The sequence below is a fragment of the Thermoactinomyces sp. CICC 23799 genome (assembly GCF_016055145.1).
GTDB classification, from domain to species: Bacteria; Bacillota; Bacilli; order Thermoactinomycetales; family Thermoactinomycetaceae; genus Thermoactinomyces; species Thermoactinomyces intermedius.
Map to the genome: position 1 here is coordinate 288 of NZ_JAECVV010000011.1, position 21832 is coordinate 22119.

The following is a 21832-nucleotide window of genomic DNA, read 5'->3' on the forward strand; positions in this document are numbered from 1 at the left end:
TCCTTCATGGCTCACCAATATAATGCGGAAGTGGCTCAGGGGTAGAGCATCGCCTTGCCAAGGCGAGGGTCGCGGGTTCGAATCCCGTCTTCCGCTCCAGACTGAAAAACCTTCATTGTAAGATGATACAATGAAGGTTTTTTTATTTTTTGTGTTTAGAATCCGGGTGTTTTTTTATGGGATTCTCTTTATGGAAACGATCCGTTTGCTGCTCATACAGGTAATCTCATCTCCGAATGCTCCGCCACTTCTCATCTTCTTATCGAAACGGTGCTGCTGTTTGGAACGTTCCCCAACGATGCATGACGGTTTTGAACTGCGAAGAGTTATTGAAGCGTCGTCGATCCATAAAAAAATTGATCATAACAAAAGATGAATCATAACAAAAAATTGATCTTAAAAAAGTGTATGAAAAAGATGAATGAAATGTCTTTTTTTATGAGAATGGGATAAGGCATCCATTATGAACCATGATCGCGGTCATGGTTGTTTTTTTGCCTGTTTGCTTGGGGTTTGGCATAGATTTGTGTTCATTCGTCCACACTATAACAAGTGGTAAAAGTGATTATATAAAATATGAAAATGAATAATTATACAATACATTTTCATTTGTTGCAATATTTTTTTGTTTCATTTTTCAGGGTGTGTTAAAATAGCGTTGTCGATGATATAGAACACAAAGGGGTTATGTTTCAATGAAGCAAAAGTCCATAACATTTATCGGCATGCCAATGGATTTGGGGCAAGGACGTCGCGGTGTGGATATGGGCCCCAGTGCGATTCGTTATGCATCTGCGCAGTCATTGTTGGAATCTTTGGGATATGATGTGGAAGATCTGGGCGATTTGTCGATTCCGACGCCCGAGTCCCGGCATCAGGGAGATCCGAAGCTGAAGTATTTAAATGAAGTTCGCCAGGCGTGTGAAAATTTGGCGGATGCTGTTTTTGATGTCATGAAACGAAAGCGTTTTCCTGTGGTTCTTGGAGGAGACCACAGTATTGCGATCGGAACCGTGGCTGGTGCGGCAAGGCACTTTGAAAAAATGGGCGTGATTTGGTATGACGCTCATGGGGACTTGAATACAGGCGAAACTTCGCCTTCCGGAAACATTCATGGGATGCCGCTTGCTGTCAGCCTGGGAATCGGACATCCTGATCTTGTCAATATCGGGGGTTTTGCACCAAAAGTATCCCCTGAGAACGTGGTGATTATCGGGGCACGCTCGTTGGATCCGGGGGAGCGTGAATTGATCAAAGAATTGGGAATCAAAGTTTTTACAATGCATGAAATCGACCGCATTGGAATGGCCGGAGTGATGGAAGAAGCCATCCACATTGTATCGAACGGAACCGACGGGGTTCACTTGAGTCTTGATTTGGACGGACTCGATCCGAAAGATGCCCCCGGAGTCGGGACTCCGGTGCAAGGTGGTTTGACCTATCGTGAAAGTCATTTGGCCATGGAAATGTTGGCCGAAGCGGATATTTTAACTTCTGCCGAGTTTGTGGAGGTCAATCCCATTCTTGACCGGGAGAATCAGACTGCCAAAGTGGCCGTTGCGTTGATGGGGTCTGCTTTTGGGCAAAAGATTTTATGATAGATATTATGCTTCAGATAGAAAAAAGCTGTGACCTGTCCGGGTTGCAGCTTTTTTCGTGGCATCGCACCGCCTGAGAATGACGGCAGGGGAGGAAAGGGTTGGAAGAACCCCTTTGATTTGGGTTGCCGGACAGGAAGTGTTATATTAATGGTGAAACGGGAAGGAGTCATCCGTCAAAATACCTGAGCAGCGGAAACAGGGATTTGAAAAAACGGGATCCGGAATAATATTTTTTTCCGTTTACGAAAAAATAAAAAGAGATGATCTACCGAACGAATGGTTTAAATGGAGGGGCTTGATGCAGTCATTGGCTGAGGTAAAAAATTATCTGAGTGATGTTGTAGACATTCTGATTGTCAGTTATGTGATTTATCATTTGCTGAAATTGATGCGGGGAACCCGGGCTGTTCAATTATTGAAAGGAATCACCGTATTACTGGTCATTTGGCTGATCAGTAATGAATTTGAACTGAAAACGTTGGAGTTTTTTATTGAAAATTTCTTTTCCGTGGGACTCATTGCCGTCATCGTGATTTTTCAGCCGGAGTTGCGCAGGGCGTTGGAACAACTGGGACGAGGCTATTTTTTTGGGAGAAGCAGTCAGGTGGAAGACCAAATCGCAACCAAAATTGTCAGTGAAGTGACCAAAGCCGTTGTTCAACTCGCAAAACAAAAAATTGGTGCATTGATTGTGATCGAAAAGGATACCGGCTTGTCTGATTACATTGAAACCGGAACCGTTCTGGAAGCCCGGCTGAGTGCGGAGTTGCTCAAAAATATTTTTATTCCGAAAGCACCGCTTCATGACGGGGCGGTGATTATCCGGGAAGAATCCGTGATGGCGGCCGGGTGTTATTTGCCGCTTAGCGAAAATCCCTACATCAGCAAAGATTTGGGCACCAGGCACCGGGCGGGAATCGGGTTAAGCGAAGTGACCGATGCCGTGGTTGTGATCGCATCCGAAGAAACCGGGCAAATCTCTCTGGCTTATCAAGGAGAATTGGAGCGGAATTTGAGCGAGGACGAATTGGTGTCGCGTTTATACGAATTGCTGAAACCCCCGGAAAAGTTCTCAACCGTCTTCTGGATGCGTAAGGAAAAGGAAGAGGGGAAGGAGAAAGATGAATAAATGGCTGGAAAATGATTTGGTGTTGCGCATTGTTTCCTTATTGCTGGCCGTCATGTTGTGGCTGACCGTGACCGATCATTCCTTTTCTTCCTTTTCAGTCAAGGAAAGCATGACCATTCGGGATGTGACGGTTCAGGTAAAATACGACAAGGAACAATTTGAACTGACAGGGCATCCTCCCAAAGTGGAATTGCAGTTATACGGAGACAAGCGGGCGTTGGAAAACGTCCCGGGAACTTACCGATTGTTTGTGGATGCAAATGAAGTGGGGGAAGGGGAACACCGTCTTCCCGTACAGATCGAAGGATTGCCCCTTGGCGTCAAAGGAAAAGTAAAGCCGGAACGGGTTTCTGTGACTTTAAAACAGAAAGTGCAGAAAGAAATGACGGTGCAAGCGGATGTGATTGGCAACGTTCCGGACGGTTTACATATCAATAAACCGGTTGTCACCCCCCAACGGGTGTTGGTCCGGGGAACCGAAAGCCGTTTGGACCAGGTAAAAGCGGTGAAGGCCGTTGTGTATTTGTCGGGACAAACTCAAACACTTAAAAAAGTTGTCCGGCTACAGGCGTATGGTGACAATGGGTTGATTCAACAAGTGGAGATCTCGCCAAGCGTCGTTACGGTGGAAGTGCCCATCAGCATTCCCAACAAACAGGTTCCGCTTTTGATTGATGTGAAAGAGCCGCCGCCCGCGGGTTACGCGGTGGAAAGCATTCGGGCCAGCCAGGATCAAGTGACGGTTTACGGTTTTAATGAATATCTTGAAAACCTTCAATATTACATTGGTCCGGAGTTGGACTTGAGCAATGCCCGGAAAGATTTCAAACGGACCGTGCCAATTCCAATCCGTGAAGGCGCGATCAAAGTGGAGCCCAAGGAGATAGAGATTTATGTTAAAATGGTTTCTGCCAAGGAAAAGACGTTGGAAGATGTTCCGCTTACCGTGACGGGGCAGGAAGAGAAACAAAAAATTGATATTCTCTCACCCTCCGGAGGAAACATGAATATCACTCTTTCAGGGGCACCGAAAAACTTGACGGGGCTCAATCAATCGGACATCAAAGCGGTCATTGATATTTCAGGTTTGTCGGAAGGAATTCATGAAGTACCAATCCGGTTTATTTTGCCTGACTTTATCCAAGTGGCCGAACAGAACAATTTAAAGGCAAAGATCAGGATTCGTGACAGCGAATAATGGTTCTTGATGATTGAGGAGGAGAAAACATGGGTAAATATTTTGGAACCGATGGAGTACGGGGAGTAGCGAATCAAGGGTTAACACCTGAATTAGCCTTCCGCCTCGGACGTTACGGAGCCTATGTGCTGACCAAAGGAAAAAAGCGCCCGAAAATTGTTGTGGGAAGAGATACACGCTTGTCAGGGGAAATGTTGGAATCCGCGCTCATCAGCGGAATGCTTTCCATCGGATGTGATGTGTTTCGGTTGGGTGTCATCTCAACCCCCGGTGTGGCCTTTTTGACCCGTCATTTTGAAGCGGATGCCGGAGTGATGATTTCCGCATCCCATAACCCCTTTGAAGATAATGGAATCAAATTTTTTGGAGCCGACGGCTACAAATTGTCGGATGAAACGGAAGCAGAGATTGAAGCGTTATTGGATCGCGAAGACGACAACCTGCCTCGCCCGGTCGGAGAAGGAATCGGTCGTGTTACAGATCATCACGATGCAGCGCAAACCTATTTGGAACATTTGAAACAAACCATAGACACCGATTTGTGTGGAATGCATATTGTGGTGGATTGTGCCAACGGAGCGGCTTATGAGTTGGCACCGATGTTGCTACGGGATCTGGGGGCGGATGTCACCACCATTTTCGCCCATCCCGACGGCGTCAACATCAATGTGAATTGCGGTTCGACGCATCCGGAGCGTTTGCAGGAAGAAGTGTTAAAACAACAAGCGCACCTTGGGCTGGCTTTTGACGGAGATGCGGACCGGTTGATTGCCGTGGACGAAAAAGGAAATGTGGTGGACGGCGATCAAATCATGGCCATCTGCGGAGCCTATATGAAGGAAAACGGCACCTTAAAAGGAGATACCATTGTCACCACCGTGATGAGCAACATCGGTTTCTTTAAAGCGGCGGAGAAATTGGGAATCGCCACGGAAAAAACCAAAGTGGGCGACCGTTATGTGATGGAAAAAATGAGAGAAGGCGGCTTTAATCTCGGCGGTGAACAATCCGGCCACATTATTTTCCTCGATTACAACACAACCGGCGACGGCATGTTGACAGCGGTTCAACTCTTGCGGGTGGTGAAGGAAAAAGGACAAACCTTGTCGGATTTGACCAAAATTATGACCAAATACCCCCAATTGTTGACCAATGTCCCCGTGAAAACCAAAGAAGGCTGGGACCAGAACCATGCGATCCGTTCTGCGATTGAATCCGTGGAAAAAGCTTTGGGAAATGAAGGCCGGGTATTGGTGCGCCCCTCTGGTACCGAGTCGCTGATCCGTGTGATGGCCGAAGGCCCGGACGAAGAGTTGTTGCAAAAATATGTGAATCAAATCGCGGAAGAAGTCTGCAACCAATTGAATTAAAAAATAATCGTAAGCTGAAGCCCTGTTTCTTCCTATTCATCAGAGAAACAGGGTTTTTATTGTGAATATGATTCACGGTGATTGAATAAAAGAAACCAAAGGCGGCTCCCGCCACCAACAAGATGGCCGGTCCATCCAACCAATCGGGCAAAAGTGCCCCGGTGGTGAATTGATAGCGATTCATCTTTTTCCGCATCTTTTATTTGAATGTTTTTCAAGTGAAACCCCGCTTTGAATATTTCAGAAATATATTATTTTTTCATCACAAATTATTAAAAACCTTCTTTTCAAGAGGGATCAACGGTTGAAAAATCACGGGTTTGGCTGGTGGGATCATTTTTATCCCGCCCTTTACATCCGGAACATCTTTGAATACCATATACATGAGTGTTTTTTCATGAATGAATCCGTTCAGGAGGTGATGTCCGGAAAGAGGGAGCGGCTTATTCAATGAATATGGTTGTTGTAAAGCGCCTGGGCTGCAGAGGAGACGTGGATCTGTAGTTGACGAGGAGGAGGAGTATCGAGTGATCGGCGGATACCTCCCGGCTTCGCATCAAAGCCGAGGAATCGCGACACAAAACAGCGGGGCGACCCGTTGTACAAAAGTTGCGATATGATGCCAAGAGAGGTCGGACGAAAACAAAAAAGAGAAAAAAAGAGAAAGCGTGGAAATGATGATGAACGGGTCAAAGACAAACAGGCTTTGGATACCCGTGGTTCGTCATTGTTTCTGCGAATTTCAGGGGGTATTCACATATGTGCGGAATTGTTGGATATATTGGCTCCAAAGAGGCTCAAAATCTGTTGCTTGAAGGTTTGAGCAAATTGGAATATCGCGGATATGATTCGGCTGGTCTGGCGGTTTACAACGGGGAAACGATCGGTGTGCAAAAAACCGAAGGACGGCTGACCAATCTCGAAGAAAAACTCCGTGCCCAATCCCTGCCGGGGACGTTGGGAATCGGACATACCCGGTGGGCGACACACGGAAAGCCTTCAGACCAAAACTCCCATCCCCATACGGACCAAACAGGTCGTTTTGCGGTGGTTCATAACGGGATTATCGAAAACTACATTGAACTGAAAGAAGAATTGATCGCCAAAGGATTCACCTTTGAATCCGAAACGGACTCGGAAGTGGTAGCCAAACTGCTGGCTGACATGTGGAACGGCGACTTGGTTTCCACCGTGCGGGACGTGGTGGCCCGCTTGGAAGGGGCCTATGCCTTGGGAATTATCAGCGAATTGGAGCCGGATAAATTGGTGGCTGTGCGCCAGGCAAGCCCTCTGATTGTCGGGGTCGGCGAATCGGAAAACTTTATTGCTTCCGATATCCCGGCGATTTTGCAACACACCCGCGATGTGTACATTCTGGAAGACGGGGAAATGGCTGTCCTGAAAGAAAACCAGGTGACCCTGATGAAAGTGGACGGGACGCCTGTGGAACGGGAAGTCATGAATGTCAAATGGGACATTGAAACAGCGGAAAAAGGCGGCTATGACCACTTCATGCTGAAAGAAATCCACGAACAACCCAAAGCGATTCGCGACACGTTGTCCGGTCGTCTGAAAGACGGGGAAGTGGATTTATCCAATGAAGTGAAGCTGACCAAAGAACAAATCCAAGAGATCGAAAAAATTCACTTCGTGGCTTGCGGAACGGCTTATCACGCCGGACTAGTCGGGAAATATGTGTTGGAAGATCTCGCACGGATTCCGGTCGAAGTGGATGTGGCGTCCGAATACCGGTATCGTAATCCGCTCATTACCGAAAAAACGTTGGTTGTCGTGATCAGCCAATCCGGGGAAACCGCCGATACGCTGGCTGCCCTCAGGGAAGCGAAAAAGCACGGCGCCCGGGTTCTTGCCATTACGAACGTGGTTGGATCCAGCGTTTCCCGGGAAGCCGATGATGTGATCATTACCTGGGCCGGACCGGAAATCGCGGTGGCTTCCACCAAAGCTTATACTTCGCAATTGATTGCCATTTATATGCTGGGAATTTATTTGGCTCAGGTTCGTGGCGGAAAAAGCCGGGAAGAACTGGCGGAAATCATCCGTCACCTGGAAGAATTGCCGGAAAAAGCAGAGCAGGTACTCGGCCAAACCGATGTGGTTGAACAATTTGCCCGGGACATCGCCAGCCATGAACATCTCTTCTTCCTGGGACGCGGCTTGGATTATGCCGTTGCTTTGGAAGGTTCGCTCAAATTAAAAGAGATTTCCTACATTCATTCCGAAGCTTATGCGGCCGGCGAATTGAAACACGGCACCTTGGCTTTGATTGAAGAAAACATCCCGGTCATTGCGCTGGCCACCCAGGGCAGTGTTTATGAAAAAATGATCAGCAACATCCAGGAAGTGAAAGCCCGTGGCGCTTATGTTCTCGGGTTTGCCGGGGAAGGCGACACGGAGATGATCAAATCCGTGGATGAAGTGATCCACATCCCGTCGACACTGGATCTTTTGGCTCCGGTATTGACGGTCATCCCGCTGCAATTGTTCGCCTACTATGCATGTCTGGAGCGCGGCTTCGATGTGGATAAACCGCGGAATCTGGCAAAAAGCGTGACGGTGGAATAAAGAAAAAATGAACGGAACAAAGATCATTTGTGAAAAAACCTCTTCGGTTGCCATCAACCGCAAGAGGTTTTTTGTTTTTATAAATGATTGGTGATGCGGAAAGCGGTTTGAACCGATCCGGAAGTTGACGGAGCGCAAAAAATCAGATAAGTTTAAAGGAAGACATCCAACAACGGAAAGGAAGAATGTATGCACATGATCTATTTATCCTGACTCCGGAGAAAAATCAGTCATGCGAATGAACAGAACGACGGATTCTTCTGAGGCAGGATGAATGAAATGTGCATTTTTTGGCATGCATCCGTGTGTCTGAATTCAGGCAAATAGACTGCAGCTGTTGTTTATGCATAACATGACCTCCTGTCTCGGAAGAATGAGACGGGAGGTTGTTTTTGTGATGGAAAGAAAAAAGAAGATGAAATACCAACTGCAAGAAATCACACTGTCCGATCCAAACACGGGACCTTACGGCATGGCCGTTTCGGACCGTGGGGAGGTCTGGTTTACAGAGCATGAAGCCAATCAGATCGGTTGCCTGAGCCCGGACGGAACCATTAAGGAATATCCTGTGCCGACACCGGGTGCAAAAGTGTTATGTATAACCGTTTCGTCAGACGGTGAAGTCTGGTTTACGGAAAATGCCGCAAATCAAATCGGGAGGTTGACCAGGGACGGGGAAATGATCGAGTATCCCTTGCCTCATCCGGATTCCGCCCCGTTCGGGATTGCCGAAGGACCCGATCAAAAAATATGGTTTACCGAAATCAACGGAAACCGGATCGGGCATCTTTCAAAAGATGGCACCTTTGTGGAATATGCATTGCCCCGCAAAGGGGCTTTCCCATCGATGATCACAACGGGGCCGGGCAAAGCACTCTGGTTCACGGAAAACCAAGCCAATTGCATCGGGAGAATCACGTTAAGCGGCGAAATCACGGAGTTTGAAATTCCCACGCCTCAATCAGCGCTTGTCGGGATCACCCAGGGAAACGATGATGCTTTGTGGTTTGTGGAGATCAACGGAAACAAGGTGGGGAGAATCACCCCTTCCGGCGATATCACGGAATATGAAATTCCGGTGAAAAACGCCCGGCCTCATGCCATCATGACCGGAGCCGGCCATGAATTGTGGTTGACACTGTGGGGATCGAATCAGATCGGAAGGATAAAAAGCAATCAAGCCTTTGAAATATACAACTTGACAACCCCTCATGCCGAACCGCACGGCATTGCAAGCGGGGATGGGAAAACGGTGTGGTTTGCCCTGGAATGCGGGAAAATCGGCAAATTGACACAAAACGAATGAAACGAGGTGAGGCTGTTGCCTTTGCACCGACAGATGGGACCCGATCCGCAAAACCGGTTTCCGGTCCCGGGAAACCAAAAGCTTCAATTCATCAAACCTTCGATCACAAGAAAAAACATCATTGCGGGGGAATATTCTTATTATGACAGTAAACATGGCGAATCCTTCGAGGATCAGGTTTTATATCATTATGAAGCAATCGGGGACCGGTTGATCATCGGAAAGTTTTGTTCCATCGGTCCCGGAACGACGTTTCTCATGAATGGCTCCAACCACCGGATGGATGGTTCCACTTTTCCTTTTCATCTGTTTGGCAACGGGTGGGAACAACACGTTCCATCTTTGGAAGCGTTGCCGCTCAAAGGGGATACAAAAGTCGGAAATGATGTCTGGATCGGACGGGATGCCACGATCCTGCCCGGAGTGACCATCGGGGATGGAGCCATCATTGCCGCCCGGTCGGTTGTGACAAAGGATGTGTCCCCGTATTGCGTTGTTGGAGGAAACCCGGCAAAGTTGATTAAAAAACGCTATCCTGATGAAGTGATCAGGGACTGGCTGGAAATCAGATGGTGGGACTGGGATGTGGAAGAGATTCATCAAAATCTGGAGTTTATCATCAACGGAGAAATTGAAAGATTAAAAAGGCACAGACGGAGCTAAAGGAGAAAACGGGTGTTTTTTGAGAAAACCGGATGCGAATCGCGTCTTATCATTTGACAAATCTTCTCTTTCTGGTTTATTATGCTGTTAAATCATATGTACGGAAGGGTGAACATCGGGACGATGAAGTGCTAATCCTATTTTTGAAAGCAGATGGATTGAAGGATTTTTTGGCAGAGGGGAAGTCTGCTTCTTTGTGCTGCCTTCAATGTGTCTTTTAAGAATAGGATTGGCATCACCCGTTTTTGATAACAAGTGAATCCGGTGGTATGGATCTTTTGTCTGTTGACGGTCTGTACACCCGTGCCTTATTTATGCCTCCTATTCTTAAAAAGATGGGAGGCTTTTTTCGTCTCCCAAAAAATACAACAGGTACGGAGATGATACAAATGTTGCTGGAAGCGCGTGATTTGAAGCTGTATGTCAAAGACCGTTTGTTGTTTGACGTGAAAAGGTTGATCATTGATCACCGGGACCGGATCGGTTTGGTCGGCAAAAATGGCAGTGGAAAAACCACGTTGCTCAAGACGTTGACGGGTCAGCTCATTCCGGATCAAGGCCAAGTGATCAGCCGGGCCACGGTTGAATTTTTGCCGCAGATCAAACGGCAGGATTCAACCAAAAGTGGCGGTGAATTGGCCCAGGAATATCTTTTGCAAGCCTTGGGGAAGGATCCGGAGATTTTGTTTTTGGATGAGCCGACCACTCATTTGGACACCGGGCATATCGAATGGTTGGAAAAGAAGCTGAAAAACTGGCCGGGGGCCTTTGTGGTCGTTTCCCATGACCGGGAGTTCCTGGATACACTTTGTACGACCATTTGGGAGATTGATGAAGGCAAGATCAAAACCTTTAAAGGAAATTATTCGGATTACGTCCGTCAAAAGGAATTGGAAAGAGCACAACAGATCCAGGCATACGAAAAATATGCCAAGAAGAAAAGGCAATTGGAAGAAGCGCTGCGAATGAAAGAACAAAAAGCGCAGAGAGCGACCAAAATACCGAAAAACGCCAACCGGATTGAAGCGAAGAAGGCCAAACCCTACTTTGCCAAAAAACAAAAGAAATTGGAAAAAGCCAAAAAAGCCATGGAAACCCGTCTGGAAAAACTGGAGAAGGTGGAAAAACCGAGAGAAATCACGCCGGTCAAGATGAGTTTGCCCCACCAGGAAGCCATGAAGGGAAGAGTGGTGATCCGGGTGCTGGATGTTTCCGGGATGGCGGGCAACAAGCTTTTGTGGAAGCCGGCGCGTTTTGATGTGCGCGGAGGGGAGAAGATAGCCGTCACCGGACCGAACGGTGCCGGAAAAACCACGCTGATCCAAAAGATCATCCGCCAGGATGAGGGAATCACGGTTTCACCGTCTGTGAAAATCGGTTATTTCAGCCAGAATCTCAACATTCTGGATCTGAAAGAATCGATTTTGGAAAATGTCCGTTCCACTTCCAAGCAGGATGAGACGTTGATCCGCACTGTGCTTGCCCGGTTGCATTTCCGGAGGGACGATGTTTATAAAAAAGTGGAAGTGTTAAGCGGCGGGGAACGGGTCAAAGTGGCATTGGCCAAAGTATTTGTCAGTGACATCAACACCCTCGTTTTGGACGAACCGACGAACTTCTTGGATATTGAAGCAGTGGAGGCTTTGGAATCCCTCCTTCAAGAGTACGAAGGCACGGTCATCTTTGTCACCCACGACCGGCGTTTTGTGAAAAAGCTGGCAACCCGGATCCTGGAGATCAAAAACCGGGAAATTCGTTTTTTGGACCGGCCGGATGAAAAGAACCGGCAGTCCGGGCGGAAAAAGGAGAGGGATGCCGGGGAGGACCGGCGGCTGTTGCTTGAAACCAAAATATCCGAGGTGCTCAGCCGGCTGAGCGTGGAGCCTTCCGAAGAGCTGGAAAAGGAATTTCAAAGGCTGCTGGCAGAAAAAAAGAAATTGGAAACAGATTAAAACGTTCAGCAAAAAGAAAAGGGCGTGAAACCGAATGAATTTTATCCATGAACAGAGGAAAGAACAATGGAAACGGGAGATTGTCCTTTTTTTAACCAGCCAGACCATTTCCCTGTTTGGCTCATCGCTCGTGCAATATGCCATCCTGTGGTATATCACCTTGGATACCCGGTCCGGTGTGATGATGACCATCTATATTCTTTGCGGTTTTGTTCCCACTTTTCTTCTCTCGCCGGTTGCCGGGGTGTGGGCAGACCGTTTCAACCGCAAAATGTTGATCATCGGGTCGGATGCCATGATTGCCTTGGCCACGTTGATCCTCGCCATTTTGTTTCTTGCGGGATATGATGCGGTTTGGCTGCTTTTTGTCATCTCCGCTGTCCGCGCAATCGGGACGGGCTTTCAAACTCCCACTGTTGGCGCGGTATTGCCGCAATTGGTTCCGAAGGATCATCTGACGAAGGTGAATGGAATCAACGGAAGCCTCCAGTCATTGATCATGCTGGTTTCCCCCATGGTGAGTGCGGCACTCATCACCATGGCCTCCATTGAAGCGGTTTTCTTTGTGGATGTTCTCACGGCCGCCGTTGCGGTTTTCATCATGCTGGCATGGGTTCACATTCCGGTTCACCAAAAGGCGTCCGAAAAACAGAAAACCACTTATTACAGCGATGTCACCGAAGGGATCGCGTATATTAAAAAACATGCTTTTTTAAAGAGCTTCTTTTCGTACTTCGCTGTATTCTTTGTGTTGATTGCCCCGGCTTCGTTTTTAACCCCGCTGCAGGTGACCCGGAGTTTTGGGGATGATGTGTGGCGGTTGACGGCCATTGAAATCACTTTTTCCGTCGGGATGATGGCAGGGGGAGGTTTGATCGCCTTATGGGGAGGCTTAGGCAATAAAGTCCATACGATGGCTCTCTCCGGCTTTATCATGGGGATTTGCACTTTGGCACTGGGATTGGTTCCCGACTTTTGGATTTACTTGTTGGTCATGGGTTTATTCGGGGTGGACATGCCCTTTTTCAATACGCCGACAACAGTCTTGTTGCAGGAAAAGATTGAGGAAAATTATACAGGAAGGGTGTTTGGGGTATTCAGTATGATCTCCACTTCCATGATGCCGGTTGGGATCCTTGTTTTCGGACCGGTTGCCGATTGGATCGAAATTGAATGGATTTTGGCCGGCACGGGCTTGTTGATGTGCATGCTGGCCATGTTTTTGGGAAAGAACAAAGTGCTGTTAAAAGCGGGGAAACCGGCTTGATTTCATCTTGCGTCCAAACCCCTTGAAGGGGAAGCGCCGCTTCAGGGGGTTTGTTTTCATGAATGAAGAAGAAAGGGGAAAAATGATGAGGGAGACGCTGTTGATGGTGGATGATGAGACCGGCATCATTCAAATGATGAGACGGCTGCTGGAAAAAGAAGGATTCGAAAGGATCCTTGAGGCCACCTCCGGCGAAGAAGCGTTGGAGAAAATCAGAAACAACCCGGTGGACTTGATTTTGCTGGATGTGATGCTGCCGGATACAGACGGCTTCCGGCTGTGCCGGCAAATCCGGGAAATGACCGACGTTCCCATCCTTTTTTTGACGGCCCGCACGGCGGATATGGATAAATTGACCGGTTTTTCCATGGGAGCGGACGATTATATCACCAAACCGTTTAATCCCTTGGAAGTGGTTGCCCGGATCAAAGCGATTTTACACCGGCAAAGACGCCTGAATTCCCGGCTTCGCGAATTTCGCACCGATCATTTTGTGTTGTACATGGACCAGGCGAAATTGGTGGTGGACGGGAAAGAAGTGAAATGCCCGGCGAAGGAATTTGAGTTGCTGAAATTCTTGTGTGAGCATCCCAATCAGGTGTTCAGTGTGGACAGCCTTTATGAGCACGTATGGGGGGATTATCCGACAGTGGGAAAGGAAAACACCGTCATGGTGCATATCAGGCGGTTGCGGCAAAAAATCGAAAAGGACCCGAAGCACCCGGTGTATTTAAAAAACATCAGGGGATTGGGATATATGCTCGCGGTATCAGATAAGGAGAGACGGTGATGGACCTCAAATACAAAATATCCCTCCAGTTTGTGGCGATTTTGCTGGCTGTCGGAGGCGTTCTTTTGCTTTCAGGGTTGACGGTGGTTCCGGTTGTTGTCCTGCTGATTCACAAGCTTCTTCAGATCCCGGTGGGAACCCGTGTCCCTCTGCTGATCGGCTTGTATTTATGTTCCTTTGTCGTGATTTTTATGATGATCGGGATCTTTTTGGGGAGGAAAATCAGCAAGCCGCTCTTTTTTCTGATCCAATGGATTGAGAACCTTTCCGAAGGGAAATTTCAAAAGCCGGATTTTCCAAATCTGGCCGCCCGGAAGTTCGGGGTGTTTTTGGAATTGGAATCGAAACTGGGCAATTTGACCGAACGGCTTCATTCCGTCGAAAAGGAGCGTCAAGCGCTTGAAGAATCGAGGAGAAACTGGGCTTCCGGCATCGCCCATGATTTGAAAACCCCTTTATCTTACATCAAAGGGTATGCGGCGATGCTCCGCTCGGATCATACCTGGGAAGAAGCAGAAGTGAAAGAGTTCAGCCGGATCATTGAGGAAAAATCGATCCATATTGAGCAATTGATCCAAGATTTGAGCATCGTTTACCAATTGGAAGAACGCCAAATTCCCTTGAATGAGCGCACCTTAAACCTGGTTACCTTTTTGGAACGGGTTTTGGCCGATCTTAAAAAACATCCCCTGGCGGACCGGTATGATATCCGATTCAAATCCCCGGCCAGGGAGATCCGGTGGACGTTTGACGAACATTTGCTCAAAAGGGCACTGGAAAACCTCGTCATGAATGCCATTCGGCATAATCCCCCGGAAACAACCATTCAGGTGACAACCGAATTGAAAGAAGACAAGCTTTTGATCGTGATTCAGGATCATGGCAAGGGAATGGACCGGAAAACCATTCAACATTTGTTCGACCGCTATTACCGGGGAACCCCCACCGACCGGTCCGCGTTGGGTTCCGGGCTCGGCATGGTGATTGCCAAGCAATTCATCGAGAGGATGCAGGGCTTCATCCAAGTGGAAAGCAAGCAGAATGAAGGCACCCGGATCACTCTTTGGTTTCCGTATAAAAATTAAGGTGCTGTTAAGATTGCGTTTGTGTGGTGTTTATTTTGGTCTGTTAAACTGCGTTTGGAGCGGTTGAAAGAAAGGCACCGCCAAAAGAATCAATAGGTTTTAAAAGGATCGGGTGTTTTTCATGCATTGCTTGCACCGCTTTGATGTCATGACCGGAAGGAGGGAAAAGGGGATGAGAATCATGATTGCCGCTGTCACGGGGATTTTGGGCGGATTTATCATCGGCGTTTTGTTGTCCAGCGTCATCGGCATTTTCAGTTTCCAATTCTTTTTCAAGCCGTTTGGAATTCCGTTTCTTCCCTATCTGTGTGCGTTGGCGGGCGCGGTTGCCGTTCCCGTGATCGATTGGCGCCAATGGAAACATCGCCATTCATCCGGGAATGGATCGGTGGAAAACAGGTGAAGTTGGAGGAATAGAGCAGAAAGGAGGATATTTTGATGGGTTACCGGTTAAATATGAGAAAAAAGCATTTATTGGTTTCCATACATGTGCTGGGGGCCATGGCATGGTTTGGCGGAACGTTGGGAATGTTGATCCTGGGGATTTACATGGGAAACGCGGAAAATGGGGAACAGCTTTATTACACACTTTCAAGTATGCACATGATTGATGGCACGCTGATCAAATATCCGGCCATGGTGGTCCTGATCACCGGCCTGATGCTGTCGGTCTGGACCCATTGGGGATTGACGAAGCATTACTGGGTGTTAATCAAGTTGGTAACGACTTTCCTCATTATTTTGCTCGGTATCCTGTTTCTGAGTGACGGGTTGTCTTTTTTGATCGAGACCGCGGAGAAATATCATTTGGCAGCTTTAGAAAATGCCTCTTTCCATCGGACCAGCATTTCCTTGACTTTGGGCGCCATCTTCAATGTGGCGGCGATGGTCATGATGACCCTGGTCACCTATTACAAACCATTCGGGAAGATTAAAAGAAAAGCAAAACGTGAAAACCGGTGATTCCGGAAAGGATTATTGAACAAGCATTTTGAAGCCGAACCAAGCCAAAAAAATGCCGTAGCCGCAAAGAATGAGTCCGGAAATCAGTTTAAATCCCTGGATAAAGGCCGGCTTGATGTAAGGCCGGCACCAACTGACCGACAAAGATAAGAGGAGATTCCACATTCCGCAACCGATCATCAGATAAGTAAAAGCCGTGATCAGAAACGACAAAGGCCGCTGATGAATGGTGCTGTACACACCGGACCAGGAGAGAAAATCCATGGGATTGATGAACCCAAGGACAAATCCCTTGGCAAGAAGATGGACAGGCCGGGGCCACGACGAAATGGACAACTTGGTTTTCGGATTCGACGTCCCCAAATAAATCAGGTAAGCCCCGCCCGCGACCGCTATGAACGCCAAATACGACAAATCCACAATGCCGCTGGAAAAGCCGTAAAGAATGATGCCGACAATCAACAGGTTGGAGATCACATCTCCCAAGCCGACCAGCCAGGAAGGATAAAAACCGCTTGAAATCCCTTGCCGGATCATCTCGATGTTGACCGGTCCGATTGGGGTGGACAAAGCAAATCCCAATATAAAATAGCCCATCCACGTTTCCATGCATACGACTCCTTTATGACAACTTGTCACTATATCTATGCTTGTCTTGGAAAAAAACAACAACAAAATGGATCCGGTATGTCGGGACGGAACAGGGATTGAAGGAATTACCATTGTAAATCCATATGTTTTCATTTATACTAAGAATAAGTTACAAGTGCATATTTACCCTCATCGATTTCTCTCGGTGAGGTAGAGGTTGCGGCTTTTATCAGTACTTTGCACGAGAATTTGGAGTTTCGTTTGATGACTGCAAGGGAAAGGAAAAGTCGCCGAAGTTTGTTCGCTTGCTCCAGGCGGACAAGCTGGGGCTGATTCCAAACAGGGTCAGCACTGTCACGTTTGTTCTTGCCCAGACAAACGTGGTGCGCTATCTTGCGGGGGTTTGGTGTGGGTTTCATCATACCGTCCCATCCAGAAGTGACGGTTTTTTTGTTTTTTCCTGCCGGACCTCGGCTTAAGAAAGGGAGAGATACTTTTTTATGTCCAATTCAAGTGATGACCGACAATTAAAAAAAGGATTGAAGTCCAGGCATATGTCGATGATCGCCATTGGCGGATCCATCGGGACCGGGATCTTTCTCGCCAGCGGAGCGGCGATTCAGGAAGCCGGCCCGGGGGGTGCGCTGGTTGCTTATATGGCGATCGGCATGATGGTTTACTTCTTGATGACCAGCTTGGGGGAAATGGCTGCGTACATGCCGGTGTCCGGTTCTTTCAGCACGTATGCAAGCCGGTTTGTGGATCCGGCATTGGGATTTGCGATAGGATGGAATTATTGGTATAACTGGGCCATTACCATTGCAGTCGAATTGTCTGCCGGTGCGTTGATTATGAAATATTGGTTCCCGGATGTGCCGGGCGTGATTTGGAGCGCCATTTTCCTGGCATTGATGCTGGGATTGAATCTTCTTTCCGTCAAAGGATACGGAGAGTCAGAATATTGGTTCTCTTTCATCAAGGTATCGACCGTCATCATCTTTTTGGTTATCGGATTTTTGATGATTCTCGGCATCATGGGAGGCGAACCGATCGGCTTCAAGAATTTTACCATCGGTGACGCACCATTTCACGGCGGATGGATGGCCACCGTCGGCGTGTTTATGATTGCAGGTTTTTCATTCCAGGGAACGGAGTTGGTCGGGATTGCAGCGGGTGAAAGTGAAAATCCCGGCAAAAACATCCCGAAGGCGGTCCGGCAGATTTTCTGGAGGATTTTGCTTTTTTATACGTTGACCATCCTTGTGATCGGTTTGATTTTGCCTTACACCCATCCGAATCTGGCGGGCGGCGATGTGGACCAGGTGGCCAAAAGCCCGTTTACCATGGTGTTTGAACGGGCCGGTTTTGCCTTTGCCGCTTCGGTGATGAATGCGGTGATTCTGACGGCGGTCCTTTCCGCGGGAAATTCCGGCATGTATGCTTCCACCCGGATGTTGTGGCAGTTGGCGAGAGAAGGAAAAGCGCCGAAAGTGTTCAGCAAAGTGAACCGGCGTGGAGTGCCGGTTTATGCATTGCTGTTGACGGCACTGGTCGGGGCGTTTGCATTTTTGGCGTCGCTGGTCGGTGACGGAACCATTTACATCTGGTTGCTCAATGCTTCGGGGTTGTCCGGATTTTTGGCTTGGCTCGGCATTGCGATCAGCCATTACCGGTTCCGCCGCGCTTTTGCTGCCCAGGGAAAAAGCCTGGATGTTCTTCCTTACCGGGCGAGGTTGTTCCCGTTTGGGCCGTTGTTTGCTTTCTTCCTGTGTTTGGTGGTGATCCTGGGACAAGATTATCAGGCTTTCACGGGAGAAGCCTTCGACTGGTACCGGCTGGTGGTCTCCTATATCGGCCTGCCGATCTTCATCTGCCTGTGGCTCGGTTTCAAATGGAAAAAGAAAACAAAAATGGTTCCGCTTGAATCTTGTCAACTGGAACCGGATCAGGAGTAAGAAAAAACCTGCTGACTTTGGTCAGCAGGTTTTTTTGGGTCATCAGAGTTTGACCGATGCAAAGAATATCAAAACCGCCATGCACAAAACCGAAATATTCAGCAGCATGATATAGCGTTTGACGGTTCCGATCACTTGTTCTTTTTCGATACCGTCAGATTGGACTTTTGCCAATGCCTTGCGGCCGTACAAGACAATGACGAGAATGAACGCAAGGATAAACAAACTTCCAAAACGTTCTTTCACCAACAGCCACAGCGGCTTGTCCCCGGCGAATTGCAGCATCATGTAGATCCCCGTCAGGAGAACAATGACAGAGATGGGGATAAACATGGTCAGATTCCAGCGTTGGGCGCGATTCAACGCATGATCCATCCGTCCCGTCTCGCCGGTGCGGATGGCATCCCTTAAAAACATGGCCATCAGTGAGGCTCCGCCAAACCAAGCAGCAACAAAGGCGATATGTAAAAATTTGATGATACCGTAGGCAGTCACTGGTTAAACCCCTTTCATTTCACGATGATATGATAAGCGGACAGTTCCTGCCGTTCGACATCCCCTTTGCGCCCACCGTGTGCTCTTTCAAAATGTTCGCTTTGGATCCAATTTATAAAATCCTCTTTGGAAGCAAAGACGGTTTCGGCAACGACATGCGATTCATCTTCAGACAGAAGCAGACGGAAAGAGACAAAACCCGGTACTTGTTTCATGGATTCAGGAGCCCGGCTGAAACCTTCCTTCAAATGCTTCAGATGCTCTTCGGATTGTATCTTGATATGATTGTTGACCAGATACATACAGGTCCTCCTTCCCGGGGCAAAATGAGTCATTCATTTATAGTATATACCATTCTCCTTCCCATAATCAAAAAGAATCAAGAGGAACGGACCCCATTTTTAAGAGAGACCGGAAAGTGTATACTGAAATAAAAAACGAAACAGAAGTGATGGGAATTGATCAAGGTTAAAAACTTAACGAAAAAATACGGGGATCAGGTGGTTGTCAAGGGAATTTCTTTTACAGTGAAAGAACATCACATTTTTGGATTGCTGGGCCCCAATGGTGCCGGAAAAACAACCACCATGGAAATGATGGAAGGATTAAGGAATCCCGATGAGGGAAGCATTGAAATTGCCGGGGTGGATGCGGTCAGAGACCGGGATCAGTTGAAGCAAATCATCGGAGTGCAACTGCAGTCCACCGCATTGTTTGAGCATTTGACCGTCCGGGAAAGCCTGGAGCTGTATGCCGGTTTTTACCCGAAAGCCCGTCCGGTTCAGGAACTTTTGCGATCCTTTGATCTTCAAGAAAAGGAAAAAACACAGGTGAAACATCTGTCCGGAGGGCAACGGCAAAAACTGGCGATTGCGATTGCGGTGGTGCATGATCCCAAAGTGATTTTTTTGGATGAACCCACGACGGGACTGGATCCCCAGGCCAGACGGCGTTTGTGGGATCTTATTTTTCAGCTTCGCGATGAAGGAAGGACCATTGTTTTATCAACCCATTACATGGAAGAAGCGGAAGTCCTGTGTGATCAGGTGGCGATCATGAGTCAAGGCCGGTTGCTGGAGGTGGATTCTCCTCACGGATTGATTCGCGGGTTGGATTTTCAAAGCCGGATTGAATTTGTGCTGCCGGACTCCGGTTTGGATCAAGAATTGTCTGAATTGCCGGGGGTGATGGAAGTCAGCCGGGAAGAAAATGAAATTGTGTCCATCCACACCAATGATTTATCCCAAACCCTGCAAGAGCTGATTCCATGGGCAAGCCGCCATTGGATTCCGTTAACCGGGCTTCGCACAAGAAGCGCAACGCTGGAGGATGTGTTTCTCCATAAAACGGGAGAGAGGTTGAGAGGGGAATGAAAGCATATTGGCAGTTGGTGAGGGCGCAGCTTCTTTTGTTTTTCCGCAACAAAAACACCGTGATCTGGTCCTTTTTTTTGCCGGTTTTGATGATGCTGGGCCTGGGGTTGTTTCTAGGGGACGGGGGTTCCCAAATTTCTTTGAGAGCCGGAGTGGTGGATCTGGATCAATCGGCACTGTCCGAAGAATGGAAGCAAAATTTGTTCCGGCAGGAAGCCGTCAAACCTGCATCCGGGTCCGAAGCGGAACTGATGAAGAAGTTGAAATCGGGGGATATCGATTTTGTGGTGAAAATTGAAAAAGGATTTGAACAAGCTTACCAAACCAAACAAAGCGCGAAAAAAGTGTTGATCTACATGGATCCGGTGAACAAAACCAAAGCCGGCATGGCCCGGATGCTTGTGGACCAAACAGTGGATGCCATGAACAAAGAAAAGACCCGCTTTCAACCGGTCATTTTGACGGATGTGGTATCCATCCAAAGCCGGACGCTGTCGTATATTGATTTTTTGGTGCCGGGCATTTTGTCTTTAATGATGATGAGCAACAATTTAAACGGCGTCGCCGCCACGATCGCGTCCTGGAGGGAGCGCGGGATTTTGCGCCGGATGCAGGGGACGCCGCTGAAAAGTTCCACTTTTATCGCAGGGCAAATGACGGCCCGGATTTTGTTAAATGCCGTCCAGGTGATCGTGGTCTTGCTGGTGGCTTTCTTTCTGTTTGATGTTCATGTGTACGGATCGTGGGGCACTTTGATTTTATTGATCTTTCTCGGGACACTGACATTTATGTCGATGGGCTTTATTGTGGCCAGTTTGTCCAAAACCCCGGAAAGTGCAGCTCCCATCGCCGGTCTGATCTCGTTTCCGATGATCTTTGTGGGAGGCATCTTTTTTCCGGTCCGGGATTTGCCGGGGATTCTTCAGTCGGTGGTACAGGTGATTCCCATCGTGCATTTGACGGATGCTTTGCGCGGTGTGATGAATGACGGTTTGGCCCTCGGCCAGTTGATGGTTCCCGTCTCCATCCTGCTTGCCTGGGCGGCAGGATCGTTTGCCATCGCGGCATGGACTTTTCAATGGGATGTGAAGTGAATGATTGCCGGAATCGGAACGGACTTGATTGAACTGAACCGAGTGGAAAAAGTGATTTCACGGTTGGCAAAGCGGATCCTGACACCGGACGAACAGGCCGCTTTGCCCGAATCTCCCGTACGCCGTTTGGAATATGTCGCCGGAAGGTTTGCGGCCAAGGAGGCCGTATCCAAAGCGATGGGGTCCGGCATTGGAAAAACATGTTCATTTCAGGATATCGAAGTTTTAAACAATGCGCAGGGAAAACCGGTGGTGACCGTTTCGCCCCGGGTGCTTCAGGCATTGTACGGAACCGGTGCGGTTTCCATCCATCTGTCCATTTCTCACAGCGAACATTATGCCATGGCGATGGCGGTGATTGAAATCGATCATAACTCATAAATGGTGGACATACATATATAACGCGGTTAGGAG

Annotated in this window: 20 protein-coding genes, 1 tRNA gene and 1 riboswitch; of the genes, 18 read left to right on the forward strand and 3 right to left on the reverse strand. The window is 48.2% G+C overall.

The window, feature by feature from the left end:
- Positions 1–24 precede the first annotated feature (24 nt).
- From I8U21_RS13520 to I8U21_RS13585, 14 genes are all read left to right on the forward strand, one after another.
- Positions 25–99, forward strand: a tRNA-Gly gene (locus tag I8U21_RS13520).
- A 596-nt stretch (positions 100–695) separates the two neighbouring features.
- Positions 696–1598 carry an arginase gene (gene rocF, locus I8U21_RS13525; protein WP_198054098.1) on the forward strand — a complete coding sequence of 301 codons (903 nt, stop codon included), beginning with the start codon at positions 696–698 and terminating at the stop codon, positions 1596–1598.
- Positions 1599–1899: 301 nt separating this feature from the next.
- Positions 1900–2730 carry a diadenylate cyclase CdaA gene (cdaA, locus tag I8U21_RS13530; RefSeq protein WP_181732774.1) on the forward strand — a complete coding sequence of 277 codons (831 nt, stop codon included), beginning with the start codon at positions 1900–1902 and terminating at the stop codon, positions 2728–2730.
- Positions 2723–3928 (forward strand): CdaR family protein, encoded by a 1206-nt coding sequence (locus tag I8U21_RS13535; protein ID WP_181732773.1) that lies wholly within the window; start codon positions 2723–2725, stop codon positions 3926–3928. The genes cdaA and I8U21_RS13535 overlap by 8 nt, the downstream gene beginning before the upstream one ends.
- A gap of 29 nt (positions 3929–3957) precedes the next feature.
- On the forward strand, positions 3958–5298 hold the full coding sequence (gene glmM / locus I8U21_RS13540; protein ID WP_198054099.1) for a phosphoglucosamine mutase: 1341 nt from the start codon (positions 3958–3960) through the stop codon (positions 5296–5298).
- 759 nt (positions 5299–6057) lie between these two features.
- A complete protein-coding gene (gene glmS, locus I8U21_RS13545; protein WP_198054100.1) occupies positions 6058–7884 on the forward strand; it encodes a glutamine--fructose-6-phosphate transaminase (isomerizing) in 1827 nt (608 codons plus the stop codon).
- A gap of 415 nt (positions 7885–8299) precedes the next feature.
- Positions 8300–9190, forward strand: a complete 891-nt coding sequence (locus tag I8U21_RS13550; protein ID WP_198054129.1) for a Vgb family protein — start codon at positions 8300–8302, stop codon at positions 9188–9190.
- A gap of 33 nt (positions 9191–9223) precedes the next feature.
- On the forward strand, positions 9224–9853 hold the full coding sequence (locus I8U21_RS13555) for a Vat family streptogramin A O-acetyltransferase (protein WP_198054130.1): 630 nt from the start codon (positions 9224–9226) through the stop codon (positions 9851–9853).
- A gap of 380 nt (positions 9854–10233) precedes the next feature.
- On the forward strand, positions 10234–11805 hold the full coding sequence (locus I8U21_RS13560; RefSeq protein ID WP_198054101.1) for a Vga family ABC-F type ribosomal protection protein: 1572 nt from the start codon (positions 10234–10236) through the stop codon (positions 11803–11805).
- A 34-nt stretch (positions 11806–11839) separates the two neighbouring features.
- Positions 11840–13072, forward strand: coding sequence for an MFS transporter (locus I8U21_RS13565; protein ID WP_198054102.1), 1233 nt, complete (start codon positions 11840–11842; stop codon positions 13070–13072).
- Between the two features lie 82 nt (positions 13073–13154).
- The gene (locus tag I8U21_RS13570) at positions 13155–13862 is read left to right on the forward strand and encodes a response regulator transcription factor (protein ID WP_181732780.1); all 708 of its coding nucleotides are present in this window, start codon (positions 13155–13157) and stop codon (positions 13860–13862) included.
- On the forward strand, positions 13862–14947 hold the full coding sequence (locus I8U21_RS13575; protein ID WP_181732768.1) for a sensor histidine kinase: 1086 nt from the start codon (positions 13862–13864) through the stop codon (positions 14945–14947). The genes I8U21_RS13570 and I8U21_RS13575 overlap by 1 nt, the downstream gene beginning before the upstream one ends.
- A 172-nt stretch (positions 14948–15119) precedes the next feature.
- The gene (locus I8U21_RS13580) at positions 15120–15350 is read left to right on the forward strand and encodes a DUF5957 family protein (RefSeq protein WP_131470890.1); all 231 of its coding nucleotides are present in this window, start codon (positions 15120–15122) and stop codon (positions 15348–15350) included.
- A gap of 35 nt (positions 15351–15385) precedes the next feature.
- Positions 15386–15910, forward strand: a complete 525-nt coding sequence (locus I8U21_RS13585; RefSeq protein ID WP_037997117.1) for a hypothetical protein — start codon at positions 15386–15388, stop codon at positions 15908–15910.
- Between the two features lie 12 nt (positions 15911–15922).
- Here I8U21_RS13585 and I8U21_RS13590 read toward each other — a convergent pair whose 3' ends face one another.
- A complete protein-coding gene (locus I8U21_RS13590) occupies positions 15923–16519 on the reverse strand; it encodes a LysE family translocator (RefSeq protein ID WP_198054103.1) in 597 nt (198 codons plus the stop codon).
- A 185-nt stretch (positions 16520–16704) separates the two neighbouring features.
- A riboswitch (Lysine riboswitch) is annotated at positions 16705–16900 on the forward strand.
- Positions 16901–17001: 101 nt separating this feature from the next.
- Between I8U21_RS13590 and I8U21_RS13595 the strand changes: the two genes are divergently transcribed.
- Complete coding sequence (locus I8U21_RS13595) at positions 17002–18456, forward strand: amino acid permease (RefSeq protein WP_198054104.1); 1455 nt, start codon at positions 17002–17004, stop codon at positions 18454–18456.
- Positions 18457–18498: 42 nt separating this feature from the next.
- Here the strand turns inward: I8U21_RS13595 and I8U21_RS13600 are convergent, their stop codons facing one another.
- On the reverse strand, positions 18499–18951 hold the full coding sequence (locus I8U21_RS13600; protein ID WP_181732764.1) for a DUF2269 family protein: 453 nt from the start codon (positions 18949–18951) through the stop codon (positions 18499–18501).
- Positions 18952–18965: 14 nt separating this feature from the next.
- Entirely contained in the window at positions 18966–19253 is a 288-nt protein-coding gene (locus tag I8U21_RS13605) for an antibiotic biosynthesis monooxygenase family protein (RefSeq protein WP_181732763.1), read from the reverse strand.
- Between the two features lie 156 nt (positions 19254–19409).
- On the opposite strand from I8U21_RS13605, the gene I8U21_RS13610 reads away from it, so the two are divergent.
- The 3 genes from I8U21_RS13610 to acpS are packed head-to-tail and all read left to right on the forward strand — an operon-like array spanning position 19410 to position 21799.
- A complete protein-coding gene (locus I8U21_RS13610; protein ID WP_181732762.1) occupies positions 19410–20324 on the forward strand; it encodes an ABC transporter ATP-binding protein in 915 nt (304 codons plus the stop codon).
- Entirely contained in the window at positions 20321–21418 is a 1098-nt protein-coding gene (locus I8U21_RS13615; protein WP_181732761.1) for an ABC transporter permease, read from the forward strand. Before I8U21_RS13610 ends, I8U21_RS13615 begins: the two co-directional genes overlap by 4 nt.
- Entirely contained in the window at positions 21419–21799 is a 381-nt protein-coding gene (gene acpS / locus I8U21_RS13620; RefSeq protein ID WP_181732760.1) for a holo-ACP synthase, read from the forward strand.
- Positions 21800–21832 lie beyond the last annotated feature (33 nt).